This is a genomic window from Candidatus Eisenbacteria bacterium, assembly GCA_013140805.1.
In the GTDB taxonomy this organism is placed as follows: Bacteria; Eisenbacteria; RBG-16-71-46; order RBG-16-71-46; family RBG-16-71-46; genus JABFRW01.
The window spans coordinates 1-15,616 of sequence record JABFRW010000118.1 but is presented as its reverse complement, the minus strand read 5'-3'; the positions used below and the strand labels follow the sequence as shown (position 1 = coordinate 15,616).

11 protein-coding genes are annotated in these 15,616 nt (G+C 68.0%); 3 read left to right on the top strand and 8 right to left on the bottom strand.

All coding sequences use genetic code 11. The features are described 5' to 3' along the window. A partial coding sequence (locus HOP12_09535; GenBank protein NOT34398.1) for a hypothetical protein occupies positions 1-755 on the bottom strand: 755 nt, incomplete at its 3' end. A 222-nt stretch (positions 756-977) separates the two neighbouring features. Then, positions 978-2,291 carry a hypothetical protein gene (locus HOP12_09530; protein NOT34397.1) on the bottom strand — a complete coding sequence of 438 codons (1,314 nt, stop codon included), beginning with the start codon at positions 2,289-2,291 and terminating at the stop codon, positions 978-980. Between the two features lie 164 nt (positions 2,292-2,455). On the opposite strand from HOP12_09530, the gene HOP12_09525 reads away from it, so the two are divergent. Together HOP12_09525 and HOP12_09520 are read left to right on the top strand one after the other, a co-directional pair. Further along, complete coding sequence (locus tag HOP12_09525; GenBank protein ID NOT34396.1) at positions 2,456-3,598, top strand: DUF2911 domain-containing protein; 1,143 nt, start codon at positions 2,456-2,458, stop codon at positions 3,596-3,598. Next, positions 3,599-5,131, top strand: a complete 1,533-nt coding sequence (locus tag HOP12_09520) for an AbgT family transporter (protein ID NOT34395.1) — start codon at positions 3,599-3,601, stop codon at positions 5,129-5,131. A 52-nt stretch (positions 5,132-5,183) separates the two neighbouring features. On the opposite strand, the gene HOP12_09515 is transcribed toward HOP12_09520, so the two are convergent. Then, positions 5,184-8,627 (bottom strand): hypothetical protein, encoded by a 3,444-nt coding sequence (locus HOP12_09515; protein NOT34394.1) that lies wholly within the window; start codon positions 8,625-8,627, stop codon positions 5,184-5,186. 193 nt (positions 8,628-8,820) lie between these two features. Next, positions 8,821-9,717 carry a DMT family transporter gene (locus HOP12_09510; protein NOT34393.1) on the bottom strand — a complete coding sequence of 299 codons (897 nt, stop codon included), beginning with the start codon at positions 9,715-9,717 and terminating at the stop codon, positions 8,821-8,823. A gap of 80 nt (positions 9,718-9,797) precedes the next feature. Between HOP12_09510 and HOP12_09505 the strand changes: the two genes are divergently transcribed. Further along, the gene (locus HOP12_09505; GenBank protein NOT34392.1) at positions 9,798-10,127 is read left to right on the top strand and encodes a YbjQ family protein; all 330 of its coding nucleotides are present in this window, start codon (positions 9,798-9,800) and stop codon (positions 10,125-10,127) included. Between the two features lie 66 nt (positions 10,128-10,193). Here the strand turns inward: HOP12_09505 and HOP12_09500 are convergent, their stop codons facing one another. The 4 genes from HOP12_09500 to HOP12_09485 all read right to left on the bottom strand — a co-directional run bounded on the left by HOP12_09500 (position 10,194) and on the right by HOP12_09485 (position 15,509). After that, positions 10,194-11,021: an SPFH/Band 7/PHB domain protein gene (locus tag HOP12_09500; GenBank protein ID NOT34391.1), complete on the bottom strand. Its 828-nt coding sequence runs from the start codon at positions 11,019-11,021 to the stop codon at positions 10,194-10,196. Positions 11,022-11,125: 104 nt separating this feature from the next. Further along, positions 11,126-12,391: a peptidase T gene (gene pepT / locus HOP12_09495; protein NOT34390.1), complete on the bottom strand. Its 1,266-nt coding sequence runs from the start codon at positions 12,389-12,391 to the stop codon at positions 11,126-11,128. Next, positions 12,376-13,383, bottom strand: a complete 1,008-nt coding sequence (locus HOP12_09490) for a hypothetical protein (protein ID NOT34389.1) — start codon at positions 13,381-13,383, stop codon at positions 12,376-12,378. Before HOP12_09490 ends, pepT begins: the two co-directional genes overlap by 16 nt. Beyond that, complete coding sequence (locus tag HOP12_09485; GenBank protein ID NOT34388.1) at positions 13,380-15,509, bottom strand: hypothetical protein; 2,130 nt, start codon at positions 15,507-15,509, stop codon at positions 13,380-13,382. The genes HOP12_09490 and HOP12_09485 overlap by 4 nt, the downstream gene beginning before the upstream one ends. Positions 15,510-15,616 lie beyond the last annotated feature (107 nt).

Here is a 15,616-nt window from a genome sequence, read left to right as displayed (position 1 = left end):
CAGCGATACGAGTGCTTGACCGCGCCCCAGCTGCGCCGAGCGACCGGCGTGCCGTCGAGTGTCGAGATCGAAATCGTGAGGTAGTCGACGTCGTGCGGGAAGTGCACGTATTCGGCGTACCACCAGGCACCGAGGTCGTAGCTCTGACCTGCGGTCAGCGCCGGAATGGTGACCGAGGCACTCGCGGTCGCGCCGGGCACCGGTGTGCCGGATCCGTCGCCGAGTCCGAGCGCACCGCCGTTGAGATCGGGTTCGAGTGCCGAGTCGACATTGCGCGGGCCGACATGCAGCGTCGAGTAGTAGCCGCCCGCCGCGAGATCCCAGCCGCGCGCCGTCGGATTGCTGTCGAACAGTTCGAGCAGATCGATGCTCAGGCCGCTGGCATTGAAATGGAAGTAGGTCGTCGGGCTCAGGTCGCCGACGTAGCAGTTCTCGGAGTTCGAGAACTCGGGCGGCCCCGAGGTGTTGGCGGCGACCTGCGAAGTCGTCGCGAGTGAGACGTTGTCGATCAGCTGCTCGGTCCAGGTGAGTCCGAGCGCGTCGTCCTGCACCCACACGGCGGCGGTGAACTTGACCACGATCGGAGTGCTCGGCGCCGTGAACGTGATCGAAACCGGCAGCGCGCAGAACTGCCCTGCGGGGAACTTGCGCACCAGGACCTTGGGCGGCAGCAGCTCATCGGCGCTCGAGCGTCCGGGAGCCACGAAGGCCAGCGCGAGCAGCGAGACGACGAACCAACGGAACGCGCTCGGCATGAAGGCGACCTCCGGATGCTGGGTGTGGCTGAGCGCGCGAGGCAGGCCAGCCTGCAGGCGATGCTCCATCCGTGGGCACCTCAACGGTACGGGCGGGCCGCCGCGAGTGTCTACGGGGATTTCAGAGCGGGCCGAAGTTCGAATTTCTTCGGCCTTCATCTTCACAAACGCTTCGCTGCTCGCCACCGCACGAGAATTCTGCGTCCGGACACGGCCGCGGGCTCAGCCGCCGTACTTCGTGGCACCCGGCGGAGGCTCCTCGCCTCGAACCTTGGCAGGGTAAGTCCGTGCGGGATCGAGGGTTTGGGACCCGGTGGCGCTCCAGCTGATCTCGAACGTCTTGAGCAGCTGGCGGGCGGTGCGCGGGTCGAGCAGGGTGATCGCCGCGTTGCGGCTCGTGAAGAAATAGCTCGGGTCCCAGTTGCTGGTTCCGATCCACGAGGTGGTTGCGTCGACCACCAGGAACTTGGCGTGCTCCACGCGCGCGAACGGAATGTAGCCCCCGCTCCACCGCGACACCGTGGTGAGCTTGACCTCGACGTTCGGGACCTGCGCGAGGCGCTTGAGCGCCGGCAGTGACGAGGAGCCCATCATCCAGTCCGATGCGATGAGCCGCACTTTCACACCGCGCGCCGCGGCGCGGCGGATCGCCTGGTCGAGCGTCGTGTCCCGCGTGCCGTGCGCCTCGATGCCGTAGCTCAACACCTGCGCGACCACCTCGCGGCGCGCGCCATCGAGCAGCGCGACGAGGCGGTCGAGGTCCCAGAGCGTGCTGTCGGGCGAGAAGCGTCGCGGGCTCCAGCTCGGCCACGCGAGCACGGTATCGCCCGGCGCCTCGACGATGCGATACGGCACAGCACCCGTGCGGCTCACCCGGGCCGCCGCTGCGGTCGTCAGCGTGGTGTCGGGCGGAGTGCCGGGCACGCGCGAGACCGACCAGTCGAGCTCGAACAGCCGCGAGAAGTCGAGCGCCATGCGCAGATCGCGCACCTGCACTCCAATTTCGTGAATGTGCTTGAGAGCACGCCAGTCCAGGTTTTGACTCCCCACCACCACGATCGAACGATCCACCACGAAGAACTTGGCGTGCTGAACGCCGCCGAGCAGCCGGCGCGCATCGATCAGGCGTACCTCGAAACCCGTCACCGCCGCGAGCGAGTCGGCGGCGCGCGGATAGGTTCGATACATGCCGCCATCGAGCAGCAGCCTGACCCTGACGCCGCGAGCGACCGCACGCCCGAGTGCTGCGAGCACCTGATCGGTGGGCTCCCCCGGCCAGGTCGAGAGGTAGAAGTGCTCGAGGTCGATCGAGCGACGCGCCCCGTCGATCAGCTCGAGCCACGTGGTCAACGCGTCCGGAATCTCGGGGTTGCCGAGCGTCGTCTCGATCGGCCGGGTTTCGAGCAGCGACACGCGACGAGAAGGCGCGGGGGCCGCGGAAGCGGCGGAGCCCGAGGGAGTCGCGGCAAACGTCGGGAGCGCCAGCGCGAGGCTGGCCGCGAGCCACATGGCGTTACGGTCGGCGTGACGGAACACGGAGCCCTCCAGTCGGGAATTCCAGCCACTGTAGGCGCTTTCCGGCGGACTCGCATCCGTCGGAATCCGCTCGGCGCTGGTCGGCGGGGATTTGCGGCACGAGCCTGAAAGCACCGATGGTGCGGTCTCGGAACCGGGCACGCCACGTCACGCGGAGGTCACTCATGTCATTGCGTCACGGAATTCTGCTCGCCGCAGCGGTCGCGGTGCTCGCGGTCGGCTCGCAGGCCCGGGCCCAGTCCATCACGCTCCCGCTGAGCGGTGAGAACCAGCGCACCACGCTCACCCAGTCGATCGGCCTCGTGTCGCTGACGGTCGACTACTCGAGCCCCAATGTGACCGGCCCCAACGGCCAGAGCCGCCGCGGCCACATCTGGGGCGAGCTGGTCCCGTTCGGCATGCACGATCTCGGATTCAACGACTGCAAGGAATGCCCGTGGCGCGCGGGGGCGAACTTCAACACCATCTTCAAGACCTCGCACGACATCCTGGTCGAGGGTCAGTCGCTCAAGGCCGGCGCGTACGGACTGTTCATGCTCGCCGATCCGAACGAGTGGACCGTTATCTTCTCGAGCAACTGCACCTCGTGGGGCAGCTTCACCTACAACCCGGCCGAGGACGTGCTGCGCGTCAAGGTCAAGCCTGGCAAGTGCGAGTACCACGAGTTTCTCGACTACGAGTTCACCGACCGCATGCCGGACCACGCGACGCTCGCACTGCAGTGGGAAGAGCTGCAGGTGCCGATCCGCATCACGGTGCCGAACATGAACGATCTCTACGTGGCGCAGATCCAGCGCGAGCTGCGCGACTACGACTGGTTCAACTGGCTCAACTGGGAAGGTGCGGCGCAGTTCTGCCTCGCGAACAACACGCACCTGAAGCAGGGTCTCGAATGGGCCGAGGCGTCGGTGAACAAGCCGTTCGTCGGGGTCAAGAGTTTCCGCACGCTGACCACGCTCGCGCAGCTCCAGATCTCGAACGGCCTGCGCCCCGCGGCGACGAAGACGGTCGACGAAGCGATGACGATGCCGGCCACGGTGCTCAACATTCACCAGTTCGCCCGGCAGCTCCAGCTGCAGAAGGAAGACGCGATCGCGATCCGGGTGTTCGAGGCGAACGCGAAGCGCTTCCCGAATCAGTGGCCGGTCCAACTCGGGCTTGCGCGCGGCTATGCGGGGCGCGGTGATTTCAAGAAGGCGCTGCAGGCGGCCCAGCTCGCGGTCAAGCAGGCGCCGGACGAACCGAGTCGCATGAACGTCGAGACGCTGATCAAGCAGTGGACCGAATCCGCGGCGAAGGCGAACTAGGTGCGCAAGGCGCCGGTTTCCGCGCGGTTGCTCGACGCGATCGAGCACATCGGAAACCGGCTGCCACACCCTGCGACGCTGTTCGTGATCTTCGCGGTCCTGGTCGTGATCGCCTCCGCCATCGCGGCGCAGCTCGGGATCTCGGTGACTCACCCGAAGGACGGCTCGCTCATCCTGCCCGTGAATCTGCTCGAACGGGAGCAGTTGAGGCGGATGTTCACCGACGCGCCGCGCAACTTCACGGGCTTCGCACCGCTGGGCACCGTGCTCGTCACGATGCTGGGAATCGGGGTGGCCGAGGGAAGCGGACTCGTCTCGGCCGCGTTGCGAGCACTCGTCACCCGGGTGCCTCGTTCGCTGCTCACCGCCACGGTCGTGTTCGCCGGCATCGCGGCGCACACCGCCGCCGATGCCGGCATCATCGTGCTGCCGCCGCTCGCAGCGCTGGTGTTCATCGCGTTCGGCCGCCACCCGCTCGCGGGGGTAGCGGCGGCGTTCGCGGGCGTGGCCGGCGGCTTCAGCGCAAGCCTGCTGCCGGTCCCGCTCGACGTGCTGCTCGCCGGTCTCACGCAGGAAGCGGTCGACGCGTCGCGCATGCTGCCCGGATATCGCGTCCAGTTGCTCGGCAACTACTGGTTCATGGCCGCCGCGACGCCGCTGCTGGCCGTGGTCGGGACCTGGATCACCTCGCGGATCGTCGAACCGCGACTCGGGGTCTGGAGCGGCGAGACCCACGGGGCTCCGGTGACGACGCCGACCGCGGACGCTGCGGAGCGCCGCGGCCTGCGCGCCGCCGGGGTCGCCGCACTCGCGACCTTCGCGACGATCGCGATGCTCGCCGCCGCGCCATGGAGTCCGCTGCGGATCGAAGGCGCGACCACGCTCGATCGAATGAAGCCGTTCTTCGACAGCATCGTGACGCTCGTGATGCTCGTCACGCTGATCCCGGGGCTCGCGTTCGGAATCGCCGCGGGCCGCATCCGCAGCGATCACGACGTGGCGCGCATGATGTCCGATTCGATGGGGCAGATGGCGACCTACATCGTGCTGGCGTTCACCGCCGCCCAGTTCGTGAACTGGTTCGCGTGGTCCAATCTCGGCGCCATCATCGCGATCTCGGGCGCCGAACAGTTGCGGAGCTGGGGACTGACCAGGGCCCCGCTGCTCACGTCGTTCGTGATGTTCTCGGCAGTGCTCGACGTGTTCATCGCTTCGGCGTCGGCCAAGTGGGCGATCCTGGCACCGGTGTTCGTGCCGATGTTCACGCTGCTCGGCTTCACACCCGAAGCGACGCAGGTCGTCTATCGGATCGGCGATTCGGTCACCAACGTGGTGACGCCGCTCATGCCCTACATGCCATTCGTGCTCGCGACGGTCCAGCGTTACTCGCCGCGAGCCGGCACCGGCACGGTGATCGCCATGATGCTGCCGTACGCGCTCGCGTTCCTGGTGTTCTGGACCGCGCTGCTGCTGCTCTTCTACGGCATGCACTGGCCGATCGGGCCGGGGGTGGGGATGCGGCTGGCCGGATGACGCACGCGGCGGAGCCGGTCACCCGACTCCGCCGCGTTTCGCGCGTGCGAGATCAGCGCAGCCGCACCAACCGCTGCACGCGCTCACCCGACGGCGTCACGAGCTTGGCGAAGTAGACACCCGCGGCGGTTGCGTGGCCTTCGGCGTCGGTGCCGCTCCAGCCCACGCGGTGCGAGCCAGCCGTGAACACGCCGTCCGCGAGTGTCGTAATCTCGCGTCCCGCGATGTCGAGGATCGTGAGCGTCGCGTGCGCGGCCTCGGGCAGCCGGAACTCGAGGCTCGTCGCGCCACGCATCGGATTCGGCATCGGCGACGCCAGATCGAGCGCGCGATCGTTCGACACGATCGGCGCGCCGGTCGCGGCCGAGGCGGTGCGGAAGTCCATCACCTCGCGGCCGTCCATCACCGGTGACATCCAGGACGTGCCCGGGAAAAACGGGGAGTTCGAGCGCACGCGCGCACGCACCTCGTAGCCCTTGCCCGACAGCAGACCTTGCACGCTTCCGCCCAGTGCGGCGGTCGCGCCATCCGGGCCGGTCGTGGTGTTCACGGGACCGAAGCTGCCAGTCACGACGCCGCCAGCGCCGACCGGCTCGAGCCGGTACTGCATCGTCAGCGTCGAGGGCCCTGCCGCCGTGCGACCGATCGTCGTCAGGCGGACCTTTCCGGTGGAGCGGCTCGAACCTCGCGGTGCGACCGGTCCCAGGTCACTGGTGCTGCTGAGCCGGAACGCGCGGTCGATGCCGTCGTCGCCGTTCGTGAGGTTGCCGAGGTAGACGAACGCCTTTCCGGCGTCCTGACCGCCGGCTTCCATCGCCGCGGCGCCGACGATCACGTCGGCGAACCCGTCTCCGTTCACGTCGCCCGCACCCGCGGCCGAGAAGCCGAACCAGTCGCCGGCGTTGTCGCCCCACTTGGTCCAGAACGGCGTCGAGGAACCGACGGTTGCGTAGACGGAGGCACGCCCATGGTCACTGACGCCATAAACGAACGAGCCTACGAGCAGATCGCTGCGACCGTCGCCGTTCACGTCACCCGCGCCGGCGAGTGACAGACCATACTGACCTTCCGCGTCGTCGCCGACGATGTCCCAGATCGGCGCGCCACCGTTCAGTCCGATGGGGCTGCCCGGGTAGACGAGCACGCGACCCTGGTTCGTGAGGGTGGCCGAGTACGCGGGCCCGGAAACCGCGAGGTCCGAGTAGCCGTCGCCGTTCGCGTCGCCGATGCCCGCCACACGCGAGCCGAACCGCATCGCCGAGGAGCCCCTCAGATCAGTGCGCGGCGTCGCTTCGACGTTCACCGTGTTGCCGTGGTAAACGAGGATGTGTCCCGCGTCGGTGATCGGCCCTCCGTGCGAGGGCGCGTCGTAGTAAGGCCCGCCGAGCGCGATGTCCGAATAGCCGTCGCCGTCCAGATCACCCGCGCCCGCGACCGACTCGCCGAGGTGCTCGCCCGGCTGCGATCCGTCGAAGTATCGCGTCGGCGTGGTGGACATCCCGCCGGTGGCGCCGAGATACAGGTAGGCGCGACCCGAGTCGGTCCCGAACGAATCGTCGAGCGGCGCGCCGACCAGTACGTCCGAGAGTCCGTCGCCGTTCACGTCGCCGGCGCCCGCCACAGTGGTCCCGTAGCCCGAGCCGGTGGCGCCCGTGCCGGTCCAGATCGGAGTGGTCGAGACTCCGCTCGGACCGCCGGGATAGATCTTCGCCGCGTCGAGGCCGTTGTAGGGCTGACCGACGATCACGTCGCCGTAGCCGTCACCGTTCACGTCACCCGCCGCCGCGACGTTGAAGCCCAACGCGGCGCCGATCACGGTGCCCTCGAGCGAGCTGCTCGGGGTCGCCGAGAGCCCGGCCGGACCACCCAGGTGCACGGTCGCGCGGCCCACGTCCCACGCGAAGGTCGGGCTGTCCCACAACCATGCGCCGACGATCGCGTCGTCGTAGCCGTCGCCGTTCACATCACCGGCTCCCGCCACCGACCAGCCGACGTTCTCGAAGCTCTGCGTTCCTGCCATCGTCGCCTGCGGCGACAACTGTGGGGCGTCCGCCGTGCCGCGATAGAGCACCGCGCGACCCTCCTGAAATTCCGGGTTCGAGAAGCCGAACGCGCCGACGATGAGATCGCTGAATCCGTCGCCGTCCACATCACCCGCGGTGCCGAGCGACTGTCCGAAGTGCTCCCCGTTCATGGTGCCGTTGAACTGCTGGATGGCCGTCGGCGCGCCGTTGCGGCCGTACAGGACGTAGACCGCGCCCTGATCGGTGAACGCGTTGTCGATGTCGGGCGACGACATCGCGACGTCCGCATAGCCGTCGCCGTTCACGTCACCGGCGGGCGCCAGAGCCGAGCCGAAGTGCGCGTAGAACGACCAGTCGTAGCCGCCCCACAGCGCGGTCAAACTTCCGCTCGGGCTCGGGCCGCCCGAGTAGATGATCACATTGCCGTGCTCGATCACGCCGCTCGATCCGAAGTTCGGCGCGCTCGCCGCCACGTCCGCGTAGCCGTCTCCGTTGAAGTCGCCGACCCCCGCGACCGCGAAGCCATAACGGCAGCCGACCTGAACGGCGGACATCCGAATCGGCGGAACCTGAAAGGTGCCGCCGAGGCCCGACGGACCGCCGAGGTAGACCGCGACGTAGCCTTCGAGTGGTCCGGGCGGCGACGCGCCGATGTGGTAATCGGGAGCACCCGCGATCACGTCGTCGTAGCCGTCGGCGTTGATGTCGCCAGCCGTGCTGACCGAGTAGCCGAAGTGCGCGCCGTTCGAGACCGCCGGGCAGTAGGCGACGCTGTTCGACTGGATGAGGCCCGACGCGCCACCGTAGTAGATCTCCATGGTGCCGGACGCCGTGCCGTTGCAACTCACGTTCGGATTGCCGACCACCACGTCGTCGTAGCCGTCGCCGTTCACGTCACCCGCGGTATTGAACGAGAAGCCGATCGAGCCGACCGAACCGCTGCGAGTGAACGGTCCCGTCGGCACGCCGCTGAAGGATCCGTAGTAGACGTTGAAGGAACCAGCGCCCGTCCCGAAGAAGTCGGACCACCCGACAATGAAGTCGCCATAGCTGTCGCCGTTCACGTCCCCCGCGGGTGCGGCCTTGGGGCCGAGCGTGAAGTTCGTGCGCGACCACACCGGCGAAGTCGCGAGCCCGCCGGCGCCGCCCAGGTAGAGGCGCGCGGCGCCGGTCCCGGAGGTGGAGCCGTCAGAGGTCACGATCACGTCGCTGTAGCCGTCGGCGTTCACGTCGCCCACGGTGGTCGCCGACCAGCCGTACTTCACGTTCGCGCCGCCGCCTTCGATCTGCCACGGGGTCGGCACGAGCGACTGGACCTGGGCCCCCGGCTTGAGGGCCTGCACGTCGATGCGATGGGATCGGTCGGGCGCGAGGACAATCCGCTCGGGAAGGTCCGATTCGGCGAGGGCGAACGAGGCCTGGACGAGCATGCACAGCGAGACGAGGGCGGCGAACGAGCGGAGGCGTGACATGGAGGGGCTCCTAGGGGGAATGAGTCGGTTCCAGCCCTAGGACGATGTGCAGTGGCCCGCGTCACACGGCGCGTCACGAAATCCCGTATCCGCCTCGACGGGCGACTGATAGCGATCCACATCGTCCACGAACGCCCCGGAGGCGCCCCTTGCCTTCCCGCCTCGCTCTCGTGCTGGGCAGCGTGCGTCGCGCCTACCGCGTGAACAGCACCACCACGCCCGCGACCGTGACGGCCGCGCCGACCAGCGCGCGCGCAGTGAGGCGATCGCGGCCGAACGCGGCCGCGATCAGCATGGCGAGGATCGGGTAGCACGCCGTGATCGAGGCCGCGACACCCGCCTCGATGCGCTGGATCGCGGCGAGCGAGAGCGTCACGCCGAGGAACGGCCCGAATACCGCCCCTCCGACCATGAACCCGACCGAGGCGCGATCACGCAGCGCCGTGAAGGTCTCGCGCACCGCGCGCCGCGAGATCGTGAGCAGGCCGATGCCGATCGCCGCGGCAACCACTCGGATCACGGTCGCGGAGACCGGATCGAGCCCGGTGCGAAGCGCCTGCTTGGAGATCACGTAGCCGACCGCCTGGCCGAGTGAGCCGAGCACGCCGGCGAGCACGCCCACTTTCCACGACCCTTCGCGATGCACCGCGACGTCCGACCGTCGACCGGTCACGACCCACAGCACACCGGCGATCGTGATCGCGATGCCGCACCACGCACGGAGTCCCAGGTGCTCGCCGAGCACGGGGATGCCGATGAGTGCCGTGATCGCGGGCGCCAGCGACAGGAGCACCGCCGCCTGCCCGGGGCCCAGGATCACGAGCGCCTTGAAGTAGAACGAGTCGCCGAACACGAATCCGATGAGTCCGCTGAGCGCGAGCAGCCCGGTCGCCCCGGGTGTGGCCCAGGTGGGCCACGGCGAACCGTGCATCACCCACGACGTGGCGCCAAGCAGCACGACGGCGCACAGGATGCGCAGGCGGTTCAGGATCGCAGAACCCATCGTCTCGCCGGCGCGCGCGAACAGATTCGAAGCGAGCGCCCAGCAGAGTGCGGTGCCTAAGGCGGCGAATTCACCGGCGTAGCGCATGGGGGCGGCATTCTAACCGCGACGGGTTCGAAGGCGTATCCTCGCGCCTCGTCCGAGATTCCCACCACCCGGAGGTCGGCATGGATCCCTCGATGATCACCACCACGTTCACGCTCGACGGCTATCGCGTCGTCCGCACGCTCGGCGTCGTCCGCGGGCTCACGGTGCGTTCGCGCTCGGTGGTCGGAACGCTCGGCGCTTCGCTCCAGACTCTGGTCGGCGGCAACATCTCGCTGTTCACCGAACTGTGCGAGAAGGCGCGTGATGAGGCGTTCCAACTGCTGCTGACCCACGCTGCGGAGCGCGGGGCGAACGCGATCGTCGGGATGCGCTACGACGCGAACGAGGTCATGGAAGGCGTCACCGAGGTGCTGTGCTACGGCACGGCGGTGGTTGTCGAGAAGGCCTGAACGTGAGAGCGACGCGGCGCGGAGCGAACTCCGCGCCGCCAGTGGGCCAATCGATTCCGCGCCCGCCTACTTCCGCAGCGGAATCACCGGCGGCACTCCCGCCAGGTCGCCGATCACGTTGACCAGCTCCTTGCCCTCGGGCAACACGAACTTGGTGTTGTGCTGCAGAGCCGCCTCGAGTGCTTCGAGCTTGCGCATCACCACCGCATTGCCGACGAAGAACTTGTCGGCCGCCTCGTTCACCAGCGCGATCGCCGCCGCCTCGCCCTCGGCGGTGAGGATCTTCGCCTGCTTCACACCCTCGGCTTCCTTGATCTTGCTGCGCTTGAGGCCGTCGGCCTGGGTCTCTTGTGCGGTTGCGAAGTCGATCGCGGCGATCTTCTCGTTCTCCGCCTTCACCACCTTGTTCATGGTCTCCTGCACGTCTTTCGGCGGGTCGATCTCCTTGAGCTCGGTGCGCACGATCTCGAGGCCCCACTTGGCCGTCTCGACGCTCAGGATGCGGTGCAGCTCGTCGTTGATCTTGCCGCGCTCGCTGTTCGCGGACTTCAGGGTGAGCGTGCCGATGATGTTGCGCAGCGTGGTGCGGGCGAGGTTCACGATCTGATAGCTGTACTTGGCCACGTTGTACTGGCTCGCCTTCACGCTCTCTTCGTCCTGCTTGACCTTGAAGTAGACCTGAGCGTCCACCCGTGCGTTCAGATTGTCGTTCGTGATGATCTCCTGTGGCTCCGCATCGATCATCTGCTCGGTCGTATTCACGAGCACCATCCTGTCCACGCCAGGAATGATCAGGTGAAAGCCGGGGTCGCAGTACCCGTTGTATTTTCCGAGCCGTTCCAGCAGTCCGCGATGGGTCGGGCGGATGATGCGAACGCCAGCGAAGAACAGCATCACCAGCAGCGCGACCAGAACCAGAATCAGGAACGCATTCACGGCTTCCTCCTCATGGGACGAGATGACACGTGAGCCGGCGCGAAGTCCGCGGGCTCCGACTGCTAGGCCTGCTCCTCCCACACCTTCGCCAGCTCGACCACGGTCTCGACCGCCTTCTCGAGCTCCGTCGCCGCCACCCATTCGAGCTTCGAATGAAAGTTGTGCTGGCCCGCGAACAGGTTGGGCGTCGGAAGGCCCATGAAGCTGAGCCGTGAACCGTCGGTGCCACCGCGAATCGCGGAATCGAGCGGCGTGAGGCCGGCGCGGCGAATCGCCTCGCGCGCATGATCGAGGATCTGCGGGTGCTGGTCGAGCACCTCTCGCATGTTCCGATAGTTCTCGCGCACCTCGACGGTCGCCGAGATGCCCGGGTGCGCGGCTGCGGCCTCGCGCGCCAGCCGCTGGAGCAGCGCTTCCCGTTCGTGCAGCCCCGAGACCGCGAAGTCGCGCACGATCATGCGAATCGAGGTGCGATCGACGCCGCCTTCGATCACATACGGGTGCAGGTAGCCCTCGCGCTCGTGCGTGGTCTCGGGCGACAGCGCATCGGCCGGAAGCCGGGTGAGAAAGTCGGCGGCCGCCTTGATGCTGTTGCGCATGCGGTCCTTCGCGTATCCCGGATGGGTGTTGAATCCCGTGAACGTCACGGTCGCCGAGTCGCCCGAGAACGTCTCGGCGTCCAGCTGACCGAGCAGCCCGCTGTCGAGCGTGTAGGCGCAGAACGCGCCGAACCGCGTGACGTCGAAGTGATCGGCGCCGCGTCCGATCTCTTCGTCGGGCGTAAAGCCGATGCGAATCGCGCCGTGCGGGATCTCGGGGTGCGCGAGCAGATACTCGACCGCCGCCATGATGGCGGCGACGCCCGACTTGTCGTCGGCACCGAGCAATGTCGTGCCGGAGGCGGTGATGATGTCGTGGCCCTTGAACGCCGCCAGTTCCGGCAGCTCGGAGGCCCGTAGCACGATCGACGAGTCGTCCGGCAGCACGAGGTCGCGGCCGTCCCATGCGCGGTGAACGAGCGGCTTCACGCCCGCCCCCGGCGATTCGGGCGAGGTGTCGACGTGCGCCAGCAGGCCGATCACCGGCACGCCCGGCTTGCGCGTGGTGGCGGGAATCGTCGCCATCACGACCCCGTGCTCGTCGCGCGTAGCGTCGGTGATCCCGAGCGAGCGCAGCTCGGTCACCAGCAGATCGAGCAGCACCAGCTGCTTCGCGGTGCTCGGGACGGTGTCCGAGGACTCGTCCGACTGCGTGTCGAGCTGCACGTAGCGCAAGAAGCGTTCGACCACCGAAGTCTTCGTCGTTTCGGCCTTCAAGGCGTCCTCCATGGGCGGGACCGAAGCCCCAGTCCGGCGAGCCCCCGCTCTCCCCCGAGCCCGTTGCTCTTCCAATAGGCGAGCCGCTCACTACCGAGCAATTCCGCGTGCCCGCCGTCGTGGGTCGTCCACCGCACGATCCGACGCGGCGCCACAGTCTCGACGTCGAAGGTGTAGGCCTGTCCGCCCGCGATCGTCGCCGAAAATCGCTCGGTTTCGAACGTGCCGGCCGGCACCGTGATGCGCTCGCGTGCGGCCGCGCGCGTCAGCGTCACCCGCCCGACCGCGAGCGGCTGGTGCGTGAGCCGCGCGGTCGCCAGCGAGCCGACCAGCGGCACCGTGACGCGCGCTCCGGGCGCCAGTCGGGGTGCCGCGAATCCGCGCGCCCACAGCATCAGCGCATCGCCGGAGATCGCGTCGCGCGGCACGGCGATCGAGCGCTGCTCGTCGGCCTCGCCGTCGAAGTAGCTGTGCGAGGTGTAGCGGGCGCGATCCGCGTCGAACAGCAGTTGCGCGAACGCCTGCCCGCACCACTCCTGGGCTGAGAACGCGACCTTGGTCACCGTTCCGGCGCCACGCCCTGCGTGGGGTGCGAGCGACACGAACACGCTGGTCATCAGATTGTAGTCGTAGATCCCGGTCGGAAAATCCTCGACACGATTGAGCTTCATGACCGGAAACTCGTCGGCCTTCGAGTGTCGGCCGGGATCGGCCTTGACGCGCAGCGAGTCGGAGAACGTCTCGGTCACGAAGATCGTGACCGCGGTTCCACGCCGCAGCTCGCCGTAGCGCCGGACCGTCAGGTCGTAACCGGCCAGCTCACCTCTGCCATCGCCCCAGTGCTTCCAGAACGCCTCGTCGATGACCGGCGCCGCGTCCGAGGGCGTGGCACGCGCCGGCCCACGATCCGACGCGCCGCAACTCGCAAACGCGAGCGCGAGCACAAGTGACGCAGGCATCACCGCACCACGCAGTCGATTCGAACGCGTGAACCTCGCGGTCATCGCAGCCGCGTCAGCCGCTGCACCCGACGCGTGCCCGCGGATTCCAGCAGCGCGAAGTAGGCACCCGGTGGCACGGGGTGACCGCCGTCGTCGCGGCCGTCCCAGGTGACCCGGTGCTCGCCTCTTCCCCACTGCGTGCGCGAGAAGGTGCGCACGCGCCGGCCGCTCAGGTCGAGAATCGAGAGCGTGACGTCGAGCGGCCGATCGAGAGCAAACGGAAGCACGACCCGTGAAGTGAACGGAGTCGGACGCGGCGCCGAGAACTGGATTCCCGTGGGTCGCACCGGCGGCGGCACACCGACGACCGGAGTCTTGACGATCGCGAAGCTGTCACGCACCACCCCGAGCTCGTCGAGAAACCGCGCGTCGAGCCGCGCACCGTCCACGTCGATCACCATCGAGCCCATCACATTCAGCGAGCTCACCATCGCGACATGATCGAGCGTGCCGCCCGAGGCTTGCGCTGCGCTGCCGTTGACCGTGTACACCGTGCCCTCGTGGGGCGCACTTCCGAACGTCGGCTTGAGATACGCGCCGTCGCCGTCGACGCGGCCATCGCCGGCTCCGAGCTTCATCACCGGCGTGAGCGTGCCGGAAGTACCGTAGTGGCCATCGAGCAGATACGAGCGTTCATACGAATGACTGTGCCCGGACAGCACCAGATCCACGCCCAGAGAGTCGAGCAGCGGTATCGCGTTCTCCCGCATGTCTCGCATGCGTCCGCCGCTGTCTCCGACATCGTCCGAGTCGTGCGAGCCCTTGGTGTAGGGCGGATGGTGCCAGTAGGCGATCACCCACGGCTGCGTGGTGGCGGCGAGATCGGATCGAAGCCACTGGAACTGGGAGCTCGCCGGCGAGCGGTCGCTGCCTTCCGAGTCGAGGCACACGAGGTGGACGGGGCCCCAATCGAACGAGTACCAGGCTTCCGTATCGGACGGCACTCCGCCTGCTTCGCCCGCGCTCGGAAGCGAGAACAGGTCGTAGTAGTCGTTCGATATTCCGGCGTAGAGCAGATCGTGATTGCCCCGCGTCGGCCAGGCGGCCGTCCGTTTGAGTATCGACGGATACTGGTCGAACAGGCCGGCCTGATAGTTCGCATCGGTGCCGACCGGGTAAGCGTTGTCGCCCAGCATCAGCACCACGTCCTCGCGATGCGTTCCCGCCCACGTCTGATAAGCGTCGCGCACCCTGCGTCCTTCGAGATTGCCGAGGCCGGAATCGCCGATCGCCCACAGCCGCACCGGGCGCGCCGCACCGGGCGCCGGCGCGGTGCGGACCGACTGGGTTGCATCGGGTGCCAGTGCCGCTTCGTCGGTAGCGCCGACGCGATAGAAGTACTCGGTCTCGGGCGCGAGCTGCGTGAGTCGCACTTCGTGGTCGGTGGTCGGCGCGGCTTCGTCGGTGTAGCTCGAGAACGACCCGGGATCGATACCGAACCACACGCGGCCGATCGTCGGCACCGGCGTCCTCCAGCGCACCGTCGCCGCGTCGCTGGTCGTGAGCTGCAGATAGGGACCGCGCGACACGTCGACGCGCGAGGTATCGACCGAGAGAGCGCCGTCCCACAGCAGATCGGAACTGGCTCCGTTTCGCTGATGGAGCTCGATCGCGAGTACGTTGTCGCCGGGGACGAGCAGCCCGGACGGCGCGGCGAGCGCGATGTTCTCGAAGTTACCCGACTCGTGATTGTTCGCCGGCGTTGCCCACGCAATCGTGCCGGTCGGAAGCTCGCGACGCGCGATCTCGATGCCGTTCAGAGTCGCGACGAAGCCGTCGTCGTAGTCGGCCTCGAGCGTGGCCGCCCGAATCGAAGCCGGGTCGGCATCGAACGGGAAGTGGACTCGAAAGTAGGTCGTGATCCATCGCGCGTTCGGGACTCCGCCGAACGGAATCGGCGTTTCGATCCGCGATTCCCCGTAGCCGAGCGGCGCGGGGCCGCCCGACCAGCCCGAGTCGTCGTAGCTCGAGTCCCGCCACGCCGGCGAGGGCGTCGCCGCACCGCCGAACCACTTCCAGGTTCCGCCGCGTGGAACCAGCACGGTCGGCGCCGCGTGCGAGGCGCCCGCGAGCCACGCGAGCATCACCGTCACGCACCCGGCGAAAGCGAGCGACTGAGAGCGCCTCAATGCCCCACTCCCCGTTCGGTGAGCGGTGCCGCCTGGTTCGCCGCCGCCGGATCGCGTCGCGATCCGCACGCACGGACCGCGATCGACTCCAGCCGCAACCGCAGCGG

Excerpts from the sequence above, each read along its gene's own strand:
- HOP12_09500 (NOT34391.1), bottom strand. The coding sequence starts at position 11,021 with ATGCTGTTCTTCGCTGGCGTTCGCATCATCCGCCCGACCCATCGCGGA.
- HOP12_09515 (NOT34394.1), bottom strand. The coding sequence starts at position 8,627 with ATGTCACGCCTCCGCTCGTTCGCCGCCCTCGTCTCGCTGTGCATGCTC.
- HOP12_09505 (NOT34392.1), top strand. The coding sequence starts at position 9,798 with ATGGATCCCTCGATGATCACCACCACGTTCACGCTCGACGGCTATCGC.
- pepT (NOT34390.1), bottom strand. The coding sequence starts at position 12,391 with ATGGAGGACGCCTTGAAGGCCGAAACGACGAAGACTTCGGTGGTCGAA.
- HOP12_09510 (NOT34393.1), bottom strand. The coding sequence starts at position 9,717 with ATGCGCTACGCCGGTGAATTCGCCGCCTTAGGCACCGCACTCTGCTGG.
- HOP12_09490 (NOT34389.1), bottom strand. The coding sequence starts at position 13,383 with ATGACCGCGAGGTTCACGCGTTCGAATCGACTGCGTGGTGCGGTGATG.
- HOP12_09525 (NOT34396.1), top strand. The coding sequence starts at position 2,456 with ATGTCATTGCGTCACGGAATTCTGCTCGCCGCAGCGGTCGCGGTGCTC.